This window comes from Candidatus Planktophila versatilis (genome assembly GCF_002288265.1).
Lineage (GTDB): Bacteria > Actinomycetota > Actinomycetes > Nanopelagicales > Nanopelagicaceae > Planktophila > Planktophila versatilis.
Genome location: NZ_CP016778.1, coordinates 752,068 through 766,166 on the forward strand (window position 1 = coordinate 752,068; position 14,099 = coordinate 766,166).

17 protein-coding genes are annotated in these 14,099 nt (G+C 48.7%); 9 read left to right on the plus strand and 8 right to left on the minus strand.

What is annotated here, in order from left to right; genetic code table 11:
* The first annotated feature begins 49 nt into the window (after positions 1 to 49).
* Genes lipB through A1sIIB76_RS03835 form a run of 4 tightly spaced genes read left to right on the plus strand, consistent with a single transcriptional unit; the run spans position 50 to position 3,021 of the window.
* A complete protein-coding gene (gene lipB / locus A1sIIB76_RS03820) occupies positions 50 to 721 on the plus strand; it encodes a lipoyl(octanoyl) transferase LipB (protein WP_223298748.1) in 672 nt (223 codons plus the stop codon).
* Entirely contained in the window at positions 718 to 1,650 is a 933-nt protein-coding gene (gene lipA / locus A1sIIB76_RS03825) for a lipoyl synthase (RefSeq protein ID WP_095693722.1), read from the plus strand. Before lipB ends, lipA begins: the two co-directional genes overlap by 4 nt.
* Positions 1,643 to 2,341, plus strand: coding sequence for a lysophospholipid acyltransferase family protein (locus A1sIIB76_RS03830; RefSeq protein ID WP_095697054.1), 699 nt, complete (start codon positions 1,643 to 1,645; stop codon positions 2,339 to 2,341). Before lipA ends, A1sIIB76_RS03830 begins: the two co-directional genes overlap by 8 nt.
* 5 nt (positions 2,342 to 2,346) lie before the next feature.
* Positions 2,347 to 3,021: a DUF4191 domain-containing protein gene (locus tag A1sIIB76_RS03835; RefSeq protein ID WP_095697055.1), complete on the plus strand. Its 675-nt coding sequence runs from the start codon at positions 2,347 to 2,349 to the stop codon at positions 3,019 to 3,021.
* Positions 3,022 to 3,024: 3 nt separating this feature from the next.
* Here the strand turns inward: A1sIIB76_RS03835 and A1sIIB76_RS03840 are convergent, their stop codons facing one another.
* Positions 3,025 to 3,675 (minus strand): UbiA family prenyltransferase, encoded by a 651-nt coding sequence (locus tag A1sIIB76_RS03840; protein WP_095697056.1) that lies wholly within the window; start codon positions 3,673 to 3,675, stop codon positions 3,025 to 3,027.
* A 9-nt stretch (positions 3,676 to 3,684) separates the two neighbouring features.
* Positions 3,685 to 4,071 carry an RDD family protein gene (locus tag A1sIIB76_RS03845; protein WP_095697057.1) on the minus strand — a complete coding sequence of 129 codons (387 nt, stop codon included), beginning with the start codon at positions 4,069 to 4,071 and terminating at the stop codon, positions 3,685 to 3,687.
* 154 nt (positions 4,072 to 4,225) lie between these two features.
* Between A1sIIB76_RS03845 and glnA the strand changes: the two genes are divergently transcribed.
* The 3 genes from glnA to A1sIIB76_RS03860 all read left to right on the plus strand — a co-directional run bounded on the left by glnA (position 4,226) and on the right by A1sIIB76_RS03860 (position 7,190).
* Positions 4,226 to 5,659, plus strand: a complete 1,434-nt coding sequence (gene glnA / locus A1sIIB76_RS03850; protein WP_095697058.1) for a type I glutamate--ammonia ligase — start codon at positions 4,226 to 4,228, stop codon at positions 5,657 to 5,659.
* A gap of 104 nt (positions 5,660 to 5,763) precedes the next feature.
* The gene (locus A1sIIB76_RS03855; RefSeq protein ID WP_095697059.1) at positions 5,764 to 6,366 is read left to right on the plus strand and encodes a TetR/AcrR family transcriptional regulator; all 603 of its coding nucleotides are present in this window, start codon (positions 5,764 to 5,766) and stop codon (positions 6,364 to 6,366) included.
* A 29-nt stretch (positions 6,367 to 6,395) separates the two neighbouring features.
* A complete protein-coding gene (locus tag A1sIIB76_RS03860) occupies positions 6,396 to 7,190 on the plus strand; it encodes a Na+/H+ antiporter NhaA (protein ID WP_095697060.1) in 795 nt (264 codons plus the stop codon).
* Here A1sIIB76_RS03860 and A1sIIB76_RS03865 read toward each other — a convergent pair.
* The 5 genes from A1sIIB76_RS03865 to A1sIIB76_RS03885 all read right to left on the minus strand — a co-directional run bounded on the left by A1sIIB76_RS03865 (position 7,165) and on the right by A1sIIB76_RS03885 (position 11,908).
* Complete coding sequence (locus A1sIIB76_RS03865; protein WP_095697061.1) at positions 7,165 to 8,574, minus strand: purine-cytosine permease family protein; 1,410 nt, start codon at positions 8,572 to 8,574, stop codon at positions 7,165 to 7,167. The genes A1sIIB76_RS03860 and A1sIIB76_RS03865 overlap by 26 nt on opposite strands.
* Before the next feature lie 34 nt (positions 8,575 to 8,608).
* Positions 8,609 to 9,439: an SDR family oxidoreductase gene (locus A1sIIB76_RS03870; protein WP_095697062.1), complete on the minus strand. Its 831-nt coding sequence runs from the start codon at positions 9,437 to 9,439 to the stop codon at positions 8,609 to 8,611.
* Between the two features lie 11 nt (positions 9,440 to 9,450).
* The gene (locus A1sIIB76_RS03875; protein WP_095697063.1) at positions 9,451 to 10,194 is read right to left on the minus strand and encodes an enoyl-CoA hydratase; all 744 of its coding nucleotides are present in this window, start codon (positions 10,192 to 10,194) and stop codon (positions 9,451 to 9,453) included.
* Between the two features lie 80 nt (positions 10,195 to 10,274).
* A complete protein-coding gene (locus A1sIIB76_RS03880) occupies positions 10,275 to 11,375 on the minus strand; it encodes an inositol-3-phosphate synthase (protein WP_095697064.1) in 1,101 nt (366 codons plus the stop codon).
* A complete protein-coding gene (locus tag A1sIIB76_RS03885) occupies positions 11,372 to 11,908 on the minus strand; it encodes a PadR family transcriptional regulator (RefSeq protein WP_095674917.1) in 537 nt (178 codons plus the stop codon). The genes A1sIIB76_RS03880 and A1sIIB76_RS03885 overlap by 4 nt, the downstream gene beginning before the upstream one ends.
* 121 nt (positions 11,909 to 12,029) lie before the next feature.
* Here A1sIIB76_RS03885 and A1sIIB76_RS03890 point away from each other — a divergent pair, with 121 nt between their 5' ends.
* Positions 12,030 to 12,671, plus strand: a complete 642-nt coding sequence (locus A1sIIB76_RS03890) for a LysE family translocator (protein WP_095684793.1) — start codon at positions 12,030 to 12,032, stop codon at positions 12,669 to 12,671.
* Positions 12,672 to 12,686: 15 nt separating this feature from the next.
* Positions 12,687 to 13,385: a PD-(D/E)XK nuclease family protein gene (locus tag A1sIIB76_RS03895; protein ID WP_095674919.1), complete on the plus strand. Its 699-nt coding sequence runs from the start codon at positions 12,687 to 12,689 to the stop codon at positions 13,383 to 13,385.
* Here A1sIIB76_RS03895 and A1sIIB76_RS03900 read toward each other — a convergent pair.
* Positions 13,382 to 14,083 carry a lysophospholipid acyltransferase family protein gene (locus A1sIIB76_RS03900; protein WP_223298117.1) on the minus strand — a complete coding sequence of 234 codons (702 nt, stop codon included), beginning with the start codon at positions 14,081 to 14,083 and terminating at the stop codon, positions 13,382 to 13,384. The genes A1sIIB76_RS03895 and A1sIIB76_RS03900 overlap by 4 nt on opposite strands.
* Positions 14,084 to 14,099: the final 16 nt, after the last annotated feature.

The window sequence follows — 14,099 nt, forward strand, 5'->3', positions numbered from 1 at the left end:
CGCGGATGTGAGATTCGCTAGAGCCCTAGCCTACCTTTAGGCTGTACCCGTGCCAGTTGTTAGCCCCGACCTCGAGTCGCAAATATCCGCAGAAGCCATCGCGACCCAGCGACTCGGTACCCAGGATTATGACCAGGCGCTGGCGATCCAACGCAAAATTCATCTGGATGTAACCAAAGAGCTCGCTAGAAACACGCTACTCATTGTTGAACATCCATCGGTCTACACCGCTGGCAGAAGGACTCTCGATTCAGAGAAGCCAACAGATGGAACACCAGTAATTGATGTTGATCGTGGTGGAAAAATCACTTGGCACGGAATTGGACAGCTAGTTGGATATCCCATTGTTAAACTCGCAAACCCCCGCGAATTAGTTGGTTTCGTGCGCGAAATTGAAGCAGCGCTGATTGAAGTCTGCAATCACTTCGGTATTGAAAGTAAACGCATCGTCGGAAGATCTGGGGTCTGGGTGCAAGATTCACGCGGTGCTCGCAAGATTGCAGCCATTGGAATCCGCGTGGCATCGGGTGTGAGCATGCACGGCTTTGCCATCAATGTAAATCCTGATCTAGCGGCCTTTACCAAGATTGTTCCCTGTGGGATTAACGATGCCGACGTGACATCAATGGCAAAGGAACTAGGTAGAGCGATTACTATTAATGAAGTGCAACCTGTTGTCGAAGAGATTCTCTGCCAACACTTAGCGAAGGTGAGCGCATGACAATCGCACCCGAAGGCCGCAAACTTCTGCGTATTGAAGCTCGAAATACTGAGACCCCTATTGAACGCAAGCCGGAGTGGATTAAAACTCGGGCGAATATGGGCCCGGAATACACCAGACTTCGCTCCCTTGTTCAATCCGAAGGCCTTCATACCGTCTGCCAAGAAGCGGCATGTCCGAATATCTTTGAATGTTGGGAAGATAAAGAGGCAACATTTCTTATCGGTGGCGAAAAATGCACTCGTCGTTGCGATTTTTGTAATATCGATACTGGTAAACCTGACCCACTAGACCGAGATGAACCACGACGAGTTGCAGAGTCTGTGCAATCAATGGGTCTTAAATACGCCACCATCACAGGAGTTACTCGTGATGATTTAGAGGATGAAGGTGCCTGGCTCTATGCCGAGACAATTCGCAAGGTGCACGAACTCAACCCTGGCACTGGTGTTGAAATGCTTGCCCCAGATTTCAGCGGAAACCCCATCCTTCTCAACGAAGTATTTGAGACACGTCCTGAAGTTTTCGCCCACAATCTTGAAACAGTTCCGCGTATCTTCAAAAGGATTCGTCCGGCATTTACCTATGAACGCTCGCTCAATGTCATTACCCAAGCGCGAGAATTTGGTCTAATCACTAAATCAAACCTCATCCTTGGCCTTGGTGAAACTCGGGAAGAGATTTCACAGGCACTCATAGATCTCCATGCAGCCGGATGCGACCTCATCACCATCACTCAATATTTGCGTCCCACAAGTAAGCACCACCCAGTTGAGCGATGGGTTAAGCCTCATGAATTCGTTGAGTTGGCACAAGAGGCCGAAGACATTGGCTTCAGTGGCGTAATGAGTGGCCCACTCGTGCGAAGCTCCTATCGCGCCGGTCGCTTATATAAGCAAGCACAAGAAAAGCGCTCACTACGTGGCTGATCTTGTCTATCCACCAGTTGTCGTAGCTATTAAGCTTTTTTGGAAATACTTAGGTCTTCGATTTGATTTTCAGGGCGTTGACCACATCCCACGAAAAGGTGGAGCAATTCTCTCCATCAATCACGTGGGCTATTTAGACTTCGCACTCACCGGAACTGCCGCTCTTCCCACTGGGCGCTACGTACGCTTTATGGCTAAGAAAGAAGTTTTCGACAATAAATTAGCTGGCCCGCTTATGCGTGGAATGCACCATATCTGCGTCGATAGAAATAGTGGCTCGGCATCATTCGTAGCAGCACTACGCGCCCTTCGCGCAAGTGAAATAGTCGGCATCTTTCCGGAAGGAACCATCTCGGTCAGCTTTGAAATAAAGGAATTAAAATCTGGCGCCGTGCGCCTTGCCATGGCAGCCGGTGTTCCCGTTATTCCCACCATCGTCTGGGGTTCGCAGCGAATCTGGACAAAAAAGGTGAAGCGCAATCTGCGTCGCGAGAAGATACCCATCATCGTGGAATTCGGTGAACCGCTCTACTTTGATAAACAGAGCGATGTTGAAGCCAGTGAGAGTTTGCTACGCGAAACTATGATTACGATGCTTCATCAGGTGCAGCAGAAGTATCCCGATTCACACCAGGGTCAACGCTGGGCCCCGCTCCGCCTTGGTGGTAGCGCCCCGGCTCCCCTAAACTAACGCCCATGTTTAAGCGAAAAAAGAGTAAAGAACCCAAGATCAAGACTCCTCGTTTTAAAACGATTCGTGATGCATATGCCGTCACCAAATCAGTAAAGCCGTGGATTGGTGTTGTCCTCATTGTTACATTCCTCGTTGTTCTAGCAATTGGAATCACACTTGGCTTTATCTTTGATCACCCTGTCTATGGCGGCTTTGTCACAATTCCTGTGGCTGTGCTCGCTGCAATGTTTCTCTTTACTCGCGTTGCGGGCTCTGCTGCCTATGCAAATATTGAAGGCCAAATGGGCGCAGGCGCCAGTGTTCTCATGGCAATTCGTAAAGGATGGACAACAACTCCCGCTGTTGCAGTCAATCGCCAACAAGATATGGTCCATCGCAGCGTTGGTCGTGCCGGAATTGTTCTTACCGGCGAAGGTGGCTTTGCAGTGCGTCAGATGATTCAAGACGAAAAGAAGAAGGCTGAACGCTTTGCTCCAGGTGTGCCCATTACTGAGATTATCGTCGGCGATGGCGATGGCCAGATTTCAATTCGCAAGTTACAAAAGCACGTCACCAAACTTCCTAAGAAGCTATCTGCTCATCAAATGCGTGAAGTTCGTGCGCGTCTGAAAGCAGTTGGTGGTCTGTCTATGCCGATTCCAAAGGGTCCAATGCCAAAAGGTATAAAGATTCGTTAAGCCCTAGCGGGAGTAAAGAAGTAGAAGAACTCCAGCAATAATCAGAACTGCAGCTGCAATAACTGAGCCAACGCTACCTAATCTTTGTGGCAGTCCACGAATTCCGCTTTGCTGATCCTTTTTCATATCCTTTAACACATTGATGAAATGTGCTGCCACGCCAAAAATCGCTCCCCCAAGCCACATCCACAGTGGCGGCGTAATCTCCTTCGATATCGCAATGCATGAAGGAAGCGCCGCAAATGCAACTGCGTAAGGAAACGGAGAAAGGGCTGTGAATTTAAAGTAGAAGTTGTAACCAACTCCGCATGCGATTCCCAACATATACACCAGGCCGCCTTTTATACCCAGTGGGCCAAAAAGATTTGCAAAGAAAGCAGATGGAATCATCCAGAAGGTCCACTTGCGAAGTGCGTTATAAGAAATAGCCTGGGCAACGAGCGGCTTCTTTATTCGCTGGTGTGAAAGATCATCCTGATAGTCATATAGGTCATTGCTCCAGCCAACAATGAGTTGACCTAAGAAAACTCCGAAAGCTATGAGATAAGCCGGACCCTCCCACCAGTAATACTGGGCGAAGAAGAAGGCAATCGTTGTGACAAGTACGGTGGGACCAAAGTGTGATGCTTTCAGAAGCGCGGCTATTTTCGACATTACAATCAGCTATCTACTACGCACCAAAACGGTATTAGAAAATCTCTCATTAATCCCTCGACCGTTTTCATCGAAGGTGATCGCGGTAACCAGTGGCATAAGAAGAGCTGTCCTAATGAGAGCTTGTATGGGCGTTACTGGTCCAGCATCTGAAAAGCGAACGACCTTAAGCCCCACAAGACGATGGCCAAAGGATGCTCCGGTGAGTGCGATCAAGAGTGAGTACTCGGCGAAGAGCAGAATCAGGAGCGGGATTCGAGCATTAGGTACTCGATCGGCCAGAGTGCCTGACCCGGCAAAGAAGCCAAGGGCTATGGCATAGCAGGCCAACCAGTCGAGAGTGATGCCCACAAGGCGACGGCCTTGGCTCACACGCGGATAATCCTTCTGAGTCATGGGCGCAAGCCTAGTGTGATGTAACACGGCTGTAACACAGAGAATATGACATTTTTACGCAACGGAACTAACCTTCACTCCATCAGGCGCACTCAGAGTTGAGCTCGCAAAGACGATTTCGCTGGGCAATCACTAGCCTTAAATGGGAGTAACTATGTTTAAGAATTCAACCGAAATTTTTGCATACATCAAGAAGGAAGATGTGAAGCTTGTCGATGTTCGCTTCACCGATCTTCCAGGTATCCAGCATCACTTCAACGTTCCAGTTGAATCATTTGATGAAGCTGTCTTTACCGATGGCCTGATGTTCGATGGTTCATCGATTCGCGGATTCCAATCAATCCATGAGTCAGATATGAAGTTGCTCCCAGTTCCAGAATCAGCATTCATTGATCCATTCCGTCTTGAAAAAACTCTTGTCATTATCTTCTCTGTTCACAATCCTTCTGATGACACTCCATACTCACGCGACCCACGTGGTGTAGTGAAGAAGGCTGTTGATTATTTGAAGTCAACTGGCATTGCAGATCAGGCATTCTTTGCACCAGAGGCTGAGTTCTACGTCTTTGATGCAGTGCGTTTTAAGACTGGCATTAATGAGGCATACCACCACATCGATTCATATGAAGGTTCTTGGAATACCGGCATCGTTGCCGATCCAGATGGAACACCTAACCGTGGCTATCGCACACGCGTTAAGGGTGGTTACTTCCCAGTCTCACCAACAGATCAGTTTGCAGACCTTCGAGATGAAATGGTGATGGAACTTGGTCGCGCAGGTCTTCTGGTCGAGCGTTCACACCACGAAGTGGGAACTGCCGGACAGATGGAAATTAACTATCGCTTCACCGACATTCTCTCTGCTGGCGATGAGCTCATGAAGTTCAAGTACATTATTCGTAACGTTGCATGGGAAGGTGGCAAGACCGCCACTTTCATGCCAAAACCACTCTTTGGAGATAACGGTTCTGGTATGCACGTTCATCAATCACTCTGGAAGAATGGCAAGCCACTCTTCTTCGAAGCTGGCACATATGGCGATCTTTCAGATATGGCGCGCTGGTACATCGGCGGACTTCTCAAGCACGCCCCATCACTACTTGCTTTCACCAACCCAACTGTGAACTCATATCGTCGCCTGGTTCCAGGTTATGAAGCGCCAGTAAACCTTGTTTACTCAGCTCGTAACCGCTCTGCCTGTATCCGTATTCCAATTACCGGGTCATCACCAAAGGCTAAGCGCGTTGAGTTCCGTTGCCCAGATCCATCATCTAATCCATATCTCGCTTTTGCTGCGATGCTCATGGCCGGTATCGATGGAATCGTGAACAAAATTGAACCACCTGCTCCAGTTGATAAAGATCTCTATGAACTAGAAGGCGAAGAGGCTGCCTCTATTCCTCAAGTTCCAGGTTCACTCGATGCTGTTCTTAACAGCCTGGAAAAGGATCACGAGTTCCTCACCAAGGGTGGCGTCTTCACCGAAGACCTCATCTCAACCTGGATTGAGTGGAAGCGTAAGAATGAAGTTGATTACGTGCGCCTTCGTCCACACCCAGCTGAGTTCGAGCTCTACTACGACATCTAAGAGATTGTCATAGGAAAACCCCGTCAGAGATGGCGGGGTTTTCTATTTCCAACATCACATCATCTCCGGTGGCAGCACCCAGGCCTACATACAATAATTAGGACATGTCCCCCAAGATTCAGGCAGCAACAATTGTCGAGCAGCGCGCCATGCGCCAGCGCCAACTCATTGATGCCGCACTTACTATCGCACTGGAATCTGGGGCCGCAAGTATCACGGTTGCAGCAGTTGCGCAGAGAGCGGGACTTGCTCGTTCTTCAATCTATGAGTACTTCTCATCCTCTGCCGATCTCATCGCCGATTTAGTTATTGAGGAACTTGCCCTCTACCAAAAGCGTCTTGCTCATGCGGTGAGAGAGACGGAGGATCCATATGAATATATAGAGCTTTGGATAGCAGAGGCTCTGCAGTATGTAGTCGATGGTCGTCACATGCTGATTAAAAGCCTTAACGCAGCAACAATTCCTGAGTTTCGAAGAGATGAAATCTCTCAAGGCCATAGAAATCTGATGACAACAATTTCTGCGCCACTACAAGAAATTGGCCTTACCGATATCCGCGGTGCCATGAGCTATCTCCAAAACACTATCGAAGCAGCCTCCGTCAGAATTGAATCTGGGAGTGATGCAGAGATAGAGATTCAAAGCGCACAGATTTATGCGATAGCGGGGCTTCGAGCCCTTTCCGGGGCGAGCATTACTCTCTAACAGCCTGACCTAACCATTAGAGTTTGCTCATGCTCTCGCACATCCTGACTTTTATTTTCTTCCTCCTTATCGGGCTTGAAATCCGACATGGACTGGAAAAACCTAAGGATGCAATTTTGCCGGGAATTTGTGCGCTGGGCGGGATGCTTCTGCCAGCGATTATCTTTATCGCCCTGAATCCAAACTCACCCGCTTGGGCAGTTTCCATGCCCACCGACGTGGCACTCGCCGTGGGTGCACTTTCACTCCTTGGAAAACGGATTAAACCTCAAGTGAGATTTTTTCTTCTCACACTTGCGATTGCTGATGATTTCTTCTCGCTAGTAGTAATCGGCATATTCTTTAGATCCGAACTGCACCTTGATAGTTTTATCTACACCCTAGGAGCCGCAGCTATTGGAAGCCTGCTCCCCTTTCGCGCCCAACTCATCAGAGTTCTCTCCCCCGTCGTAACTTTCTTGATTATTCCGCTTTACATTGCTATTAATCTGCTGTCTCAATTGGATTTCTCACAAGCAACATCTGCGATTTCACTTTCAATTATTGCCGCTAGAGTCCTTGGAAAAGTTCTCGGCATATCTTTGACCGCCTGGCTATTTGTGAAGATCACCTCTCTTCAGTATCCGAGAAATGTCCTTCCTACTGACATAGTGGGAATCGGCTTCCTGTCTGGCATGGGCCTCACCGTGTCTATGGTGATCGCCGAAATTACAGTGAAATCTGATGTGGAACTTAGCCAGGTTCGAATGGGGCTCTTTATCGCAGCTCTTATCTCTGGCCTTCTCGGACTCCTCTGGCTTAGACGTTCTCCTGTCGCACGATAGTTTTTCGTGCGATTAATGCATATCCAAGACAACCAATAACGAGGGCAAAGAAGACTCCCAGATTTGCATATGCCCACTGTCCCTCTTTACCTCCAAGAATTCCTAGGAAATAGCCCTGCCAGGTCAGCCAACTAGCGAAACCATTTGTGACAAATCCCCAGCCAACGATGGTCGCAATAACCAATATGCCAATTGATGTAAAATTCCAGGCACCATATCGACCTTCTATGCGATAGAGATCATTCTGGTCATAACGCTTTCGCAGCAATACATCGGTCACAAATATCGCAGACCAGGCGGCAATAGGAACGCCCAGTGTGATGAGAAATCCCTGGAATGGATAGAAGAAGTCATCTGCAACCCAGACGAAGTAGATAGCCCCAGCAAGCATGATGATGGCATCAAGTGAAGCCGCAACATGTCGTTTCACAGGTAGACCAAGTGAAATAAGAGTTAATCCAGATGAGTAGAGATTAAGAATCGCTCCCCCAACCAAGCCAAGGATTGCTACCAGCGCAAAGATAATCAAATACCAGGTTGGCAAAATAGTTGTAAGTGCGCCGATGGGATCACTGGCAATCGCACCCGCCAGATCTTCACTACTAGCAGAGAGGGCGGCACCAAAAATAACCAGGATAATTGGGACCACTGATGCTCCAAAGACGGTCCAGCCGATAACGCTTCTGCTGGAGACGGTCCTGGGCAGGTAGCGTGAATAGTCAGCGGCAGAGTTCACCCAACCCAAACCTATTCCGGTGGCACCGAAAATCAGTGCTCCAATAAAGCCCTGCACGCTTCCAGCTTTCATAGATGTCACAAGACTCCAATCAACTTTGTTGAATGTCAGCGCGATGTATACGCAGGTCATGGCGATCGTGATAATCGTTAGATAGCGCTGAAGTTTCATGATCACACCAAAGCCCAGCACCCCGGCTGAGACAGTAAGTGCGACTGCTATTGCAAAACCAAGAATCATCGCAGTATCGCGGTCAAGATGACCAACTCGCACGAACACTGTGCCGGTAGCTAACGTTGCAAGAGAGACAAGAACTGTCTCCCAGCCAACAAAGATTAGGTAGGAAAGCAGTCCCGGTAGCAGGTTGCCCTTCACTCCAAAGGCAGCTCTAGAAAGCACCATCGTTGGCGCATTTGATTTCTTGCCAGCAAGTGAACTCACTCCTACGAGCAGGAATGAGAGAACTGTTCCTAGAATCGCTGCAATTGTTGCCTGCCAGAAAGAGATACCAAAGCCTAAGAAGAAGGAACCATAAGAGAGTGCTAGTAAGGAAACGTTAGCCCCGCACCAAGGCCAGAAGAGTGAGGACGCTTTACCACCACGCTCGCTCTCATCGATAACGTTAGTGCCGTTGAGTTCCAGGTTCATGTACGTGAGTTTAGATTACCTCACCAATATTTGCTCAGTCTAAGAAGAAATCGAGTAAGAAGTCTTTCGTTCCAGGAACGACTGAATACTTCTCAAGATCTGTGATTCCTTCAGATGCCAGTACTTCATCATCGACGAAGAAGTTCCCAGTGCATTCCTTTGAATTGCGATTCAGAATGATGTAAGCGGTATCTGAAAGTATTTCAGGTGTGCGACAGGCAGCGGTATCTACTCCTGGAATCATTTGCAGGGCGGCGGTATCGATTGCGGTGCGCGGCCAGAGCGCATTAACGGCAATTCCATCTCGCTTAAACTCTTCAGCCATACCAAGGACACACATACTCATTCCATATTTAGCCATCGTGTATGCAACGTGATTCTTAAACCACTTAGCTTTCATGGAAAGTGGGGGCGACAAGGTAAGAATGTGTGGATTACGCCCAGCTTCGGCTGATTCACGAAGGTGCGGTAACGCGGCCTGTGAAGTCAAGAATGTTCCACGCACGTTGACATCAAACATAAGGTCAAATCGCTTCGCTGGAGTATCTTCGGTGCGAGTCAGATTAATCGCACTGGCATTGTTGATCAGAATATCTATGCCACCAAATTCCTTGGCAGCTTGGCCAACTGCATCTGCAATCTGATTCTCATCACGTAGGTCGCACTGGATCGGTAGGGCTGTGCCGCCAGCGGCGCGGATCTCCTCGGCTGCAGAATGAATCGTTCCAGGTAACTTTGGATTTGGATCAGATGTCTTTGCTGCAATTGCTACAAGAGCACCATCTGCCGCAGCTCGCAGCGCGATAGCTAAACCAATACCGCGCGAGCCGCCAGTAACAAATATACGTTTTCCCTGAAGTGACATTACAGACTCCCCTATTTACTCTTCTTAGACATGAATTTCATAAATGCTTCTGCAGCTTCTTCAGATTGCAACGCAAGTGCGAAGATCTGAAACTCTGCCTTCATTACCGCGGCCACGGCATCATGCTTACCGGCCTTCATGAGGGCTTTGGTGTTAATGATTGCTTGCGGTGGTTGGTGCCCTATACGCTCGGCAATCTCCATCGCCACTTTCTCTGGATCTGCAGTAATGGTTTCAACAAGTCCCATCTCTTTAGCTTCATCTGCAGTAAATGGATCACCTGTCATAAAGATTCGAGCAGCTCGTTGATATCCCACGAGTTCAGGAAATAACTTTGTGGAGCCTGCTTCCGGGACTAAACCAAGTGAGGTAAATGGCATGGAAAAGTTAGTATTTGGTGACGCAATGACGATGTCGCAATGTAAGAGCATTGTCGTTCCCACTCCAACGGCATTACCTTTCACCGCAGCGATAAGTGGCTTTGGGAATTCAAGGAGAGATGCTAAGAATCGTGCGACATCCGATGATTCCTCCGTTGGAGGATTGGCCATGAAGTCTTTAATGTCATTTCCCGCGGTGAAATGATCACCTTCGCTGGTGATTACGACCGCGCGCACGCCAAAATCTCCGGCAGCGGCATTGAGTGCAGATGTTAACCCGGCATACATATCGCGAGTGATTGCATTCATCTTCTCGGGGCGATTGAAGCGAATTACCTGGGTCTGGCCTATGCGGGTGCTGGTGATTTCACTCATTGAGGCATCTTAAAGCGAGAAGGGCAAGAAAGAAAACCCCAGGCTCTGATTACTCAGAACCCGGGGTTTTTTATGTAGATTTATTTTTTAACAAGTACCGCCGAAATGAATTCTTCGACCGCTGTGTGAGCTTGTTCATCTGTGTATTGAATTGGTGGAGTCTTCATGAAGTATGAAGATGGAGCAAGGAGTGCTCCCCCGATCTTGCGATCAAGACCTAGCTTTGCGCAGCGCAGCGCATCGATAATCACGCCTGCTGAGTTGGGAGAATCCCATACTTCAAGCTTGTATTCCAGGTTCAAAGGAACATCGCCAAAGGCACGACCTTCAAGGCGGACATAGGCCCACTTGCGGTCATCAAGCCATGGAATGTAATCAGAAGGTCCAATGTGTACATTCTTTGCACCCATGTCGTGATCTAGCTGAGAAGTAACTGAGTTGGTCTTTGAGATCTTCTTTGATTCAAGACGATCGCGTTCCAGCATATTTTTAAAGTCCATATTTCCACCCACGTTAAGCTGGTAGGTGCGATCAAGGTGAACTCCACGATCTTGAAATAGCTTGGCCATAATTCGGTGGGTAATTGTGGCACCGACCTGGCTCTTGATGTCATCGCCCACGATAGGAATGCCGGCGTCTTCAAACTTCTTCGCCCATACCGGATCGGATGCAATAAAGACCGGAAGCGCATTAACAAATGCACAACCCGCATCGATGGCACATTGAGCATAGAACTTTGCAGCCTCTTCGGAGCCCACAGGAAGGTAACAAATTAGAACATCGACAGCTTCCTCTTTAAGAGTAGCCACGACATCAACTGCAGCTGCAGTGGATTCGGCGATAGTCTCTTTGTAATACTTTCCGAGTCCATCGAGGGTGACTCCACGTTGTACAGGGACACCAGTCTTGGCGACGTCAGAGAATTTAATGGTGTTGTTTTCACTTGCCCAGATAGCGTCAGCGAGATCAAGACCTACTTTTTTGGCATCAACGTCGAAGGCTGCGACAAATTTAACATTGTTGATGTGGTAGTTGCCGATTACTGCATGCATAAGGCCAGGAATTTCCTGATCTATCGCTGCATCCTTGTAATAGGTAACACCTTGCACGAGCGAGTTGGCACAGTTTCCAACTCCAACAATCGCAACGCGAATGTCTCCAGTTCCAGTCTTTATATTCACTTTACTTTCCCTTCACTCTTAATCATTGTTTCTAACCATGAAATCTCGCGCTCGAGTGACTCGAGTGAAAAGCGTCGCCACTCTTCGAGATACTTATCTATCCCCAGAGGTTGCGCCTGAAGATCAGTACGCAGCGCCTCTGCCTTATCTTGAAGGCGACGAAGGCGCCCCTCCAAAATTCTTACCCGGTTATTCATTGTGGTCGGGCTAAAGAATGCAAAGCGCACTCCAAAGCCTTCATCTTCCCAAGCTTCTGCAGTCACAGAACCATTGAGTTCAGCAAAACGCTTAAGACCTTTTTCAGTAATTGTGTAGACGATGCGGGTGCGACGTGATGTCACACCTACCTCTTTCGCTTCAATGCTTTGGGCAATCACCATCCGCTTAAGTTGCGGGTAGAGAACTGAGAACGAGAGCGCCCGAAAGGGGCCAAAGATCGTCATCAGGCGCTTACGCAGCTCATAGCCATGGAGGGCAGAATCTGAGAGCAGCCCAAGCAGGGCAAACTCCAGTGAATCTGCGCGTGATCGCATTTCCTGCCTCCGAATGGTTATAACCGATGTATATATCGTAACGATATATCTAGACGGTATTTAACTGGAGTCAGGCGCCAATCGCAAATCGACACACCGCCCCTGGCGCTACCCTGGGCCGGTGATTCCAACGCGCCTGCCTGAATACATCGTGGCCGCCATCATCATCATCCTGGCTCCAGGGCCCAGCGTCCTATTTGTCATAGCCCGCGCCATCTCCTGGGGGCGCAAGGTGGCTGTCTTAACTGTGGCCGGAAATGTCTCGGGCTCATTTGTCTTATCGACCCTGGTTGCCTTGGGACTAGGTCCCATCCTTGCTCGCTCCGATCTTGCCTATCTGGCGGTGCAATGGGGAGGCGGGCTTTATCTAATCTATCTGGGCATCGATGCCATTAGAAAACGTTCTGAGCATGCAGCTGATATGACCAACCAAGGACCGCGTGTGCCAAGTGTGGGGCAATCGATTCGTGATGGATTCTGGGTCGGTGTTCTCAATCCAAAGGCAATCGTCTTCTTCGCCGCTGTCCTTCCCCAATTTGTTGATATCGACGGCGGCAATGTCACCGCGCAACTTCTCTTTATGGGCTTGGTCTTCTGTGTTCTGGCATTTATCTCTGATAGCACTTGGGGATTACTTGCCGGAACTGCCAGGCAGTGGTTGGCAACTGATGCCCGGCGCCTTGAGGGTTTACGTGCAACCGGTGGGCTCGTCATGATTGTGCTTGGAATACTCGTGCTGATCAGCGCAGTTGTCAGTTCCTAGCGAGAGAATGTCGCTATGAATAAACCAGAGGTTCCTGCCCGCGACACGATTGCTCCATCTGATCTCACCTTCGGATTATCAACGTGCAAACGATGTCTCTGGCTTAAGTACTGGTTTAAATTCGATTTGAAGAAAGAATTTCCACTTGTAAAGCCTTTGGCAGATTCGCAAGAAGAGCATTTCCGGCGTGCATCCATGCCAGATATTTCTCCCACGTTAAAGCCTGGTGTAGTAAAGCAATGGGGCCAGTGGGTAAAGAGTGCTCCCATAAAAATCAATGGCTTTGAAACACGTTGGAAGATATTGGGAATTTATGACCTCTTGGGTCATTACGAAGATGGCACTGTTGGAATTATTGATTGCAAGGTCTCTGATTCAGATCGCGATAATGGGCCGTTTTATGCCCCGCAACTTGAAGCATATGCACATGCGCTAGAGAACCCAGATAAGGGAAAGCCATTTCCAGTCACCTCCATGGGGCTGCTGATTTGGAAGCTAGCTGGAGTAACAGAGACATCTGCAAGTGAACTTGCCTCGAATTCTCACGGCTTTGGAGTTAACCAACACTATGTTCCGGTCGAACGTGACACCGCAACATTTACCGCACTTCTAGAAGAGCTCATTTCAACAATCGAAGGTGGGATGCCCGATTCCGGTGCGGAGTGCAATGTTTGTAACTACTTACTTAAGCGTTCAGAGCTGCAGATCGATTAATCGCTCTCTTCGCTATTTTCGTCCTTGATTTTAGACTTCTTCACTTTCACTGCATAGGTGTCAGCATATTCTTGCCCAGAGAGCTGTTGAATTCGCTTCATGATTTGATCTGTGACTTCGCGTAAATATTGAAGGTCAGTTGAATCACCTTCAAAATACATCGGCTCGCCAAATGTAATTCCTACCCGCATCACCTTGGGAACAACTTTTCCCGTCGGTTGGATCTTGTCGGTATTAAACATTGCGATTGGAATCACTGGTGCGCCAGATTCAATTGCCAAGCGGGCAATTCCGGTGCGGCCCTTATACAAGCGACCATCAGGAGACCTAGTTCCTTCTGGATAAATTCCCAGTGAGTTGCCGGCCGAAAGAACTTGCAGTCCAGTAATCAGGGCAGCCTCACTGCGCCGTCCACCCGAGCGATCTACTGGTACTTGTCCAAGTGCGATAAAGGTCAGCTTCTTAATGAATCCCTTAGGTCCAGGGGAAGTGAAGTATTCACTCTTAGCAAGGAAAGTTACTTTACGTGGAACGACTAAGGGCATGAAGATGGAATCGCTAAAGGAGAGATGGTTGGAGGCAAGAATGAGGGGTCCGGAAACTGGAACGTTACGTAGACCCTTTACCTTTGGTCTGAACAACAACATCAAGAAGGGAGTCAGGAACGCACGGAGCGTTCCGTAAGGAAGGTTGTTCACCGAAGTAATTTACCGC